Raw genomic sequence first — 694 nt, 5'->3', positions numbered from 1 at the left:
CAGCTAGCCCAGCCATTTAAGAGCCATTAGCTCAGTTGGTAGAGCATCTGACTTTTAATCAGAGGGTCGAAGGTTCGAGTCCTTCATGGCTCACCATTTATTTCATTTCGCGGGTGTGGCGGAATTGGCAGACGCACCAGACTTAGGATCTGGCGCCTTTGGCGTGGGGGTTCGACTCCCTTCACCCGCATATGCGGTCGTGGCGGAATGGCAGACGCGCTAGGTTGAGGGCCTAGTGGGGGTAACCCCGTGGAGGTTCAAGTCCTCTCGGCCGCACCAAAAAAAGAAATAAAAAAATGCTTGCATTAATCTTACCGCCATGGTATATTAATAAAGTCGCAAAAAACAAACAACATATATTAAGCGCCCGTAGCTCAATTGGATAGAGCGTTTGACTACGGATCAAAAGGTTAGGGGTTCGAGTCCTCTCGGGCGCGCCATTTACGGGAAGTGGCTCAGCTTGGTAGAGCACCTGGTTTGGGACCAGGGGGTCGCAGGTTCGAATCCTGTCTTCCCGACCATGCGGGTGTAGTTTAGTGGTAAAACAAGAGCCTTCCAAGCTCTGGTCGAGAGTTCGATTCTCTTCACCCGCTCTTGAGTTCTTTGAAAACTGAACGAAACAAACAACGTGAAACGTCAATTTTTATTTATGATGCTAGACAAACACTTTATTGGAGAGTTTGATCCTGGCTCA

6 tRNA genes are annotated in these 694 nt (G+C 49.0%); all 6 read left to right on the top strand.

Annotation, left to right across the window (positions count from 1 at the left end):
* Positions 1 to 20: 20 nt before the first annotated feature.
* Positions 21 to 96: transfer RNA gene (locus tag LRP84_RS22320), tRNA-Lys, on the top strand.
* A 13-nt stretch (positions 97 to 109) separates the two neighbouring features.
* Positions 110 to 190 (top strand) — tRNA-Leu (locus LRP84_RS22315).
* Between the two features lie 3 nt (positions 191 to 193).
* Positions 194 to 279, top strand: a tRNA-Leu gene (locus LRP84_RS22310).
* Between the two features lie 84 nt (positions 280 to 363).
* Positions 364 to 440 (top strand) — tRNA-Arg (locus LRP84_RS22305).
* Between the two features lie 4 nt (positions 441 to 444).
* A tRNA-Pro gene (locus tag LRP84_RS22300) sits at positions 445 to 521 on the top strand.
* A 1-nt stretch (position 522) separates the two neighbouring features.
* Positions 523 to 593: transfer RNA gene (locus LRP84_RS22295), tRNA-Gly, on the top strand.
* The last annotated feature ends 101 nt before the right edge of the window (positions 594 to 694 follow it).

It is taken from the genome of Bacillus rhizoplanae (genome assembly GCF_917563915.1).
Classification (GTDB): domain Bacteria; phylum Bacillota; class Bacilli; order Bacillales; family Bacillaceae_G; genus Bacillus_A; species Bacillus_A rhizoplanae.
Note: the sequence above shows the minus strand (reverse complement) of the source record. Positions and strands in the feature narration are given on the sequence as shown.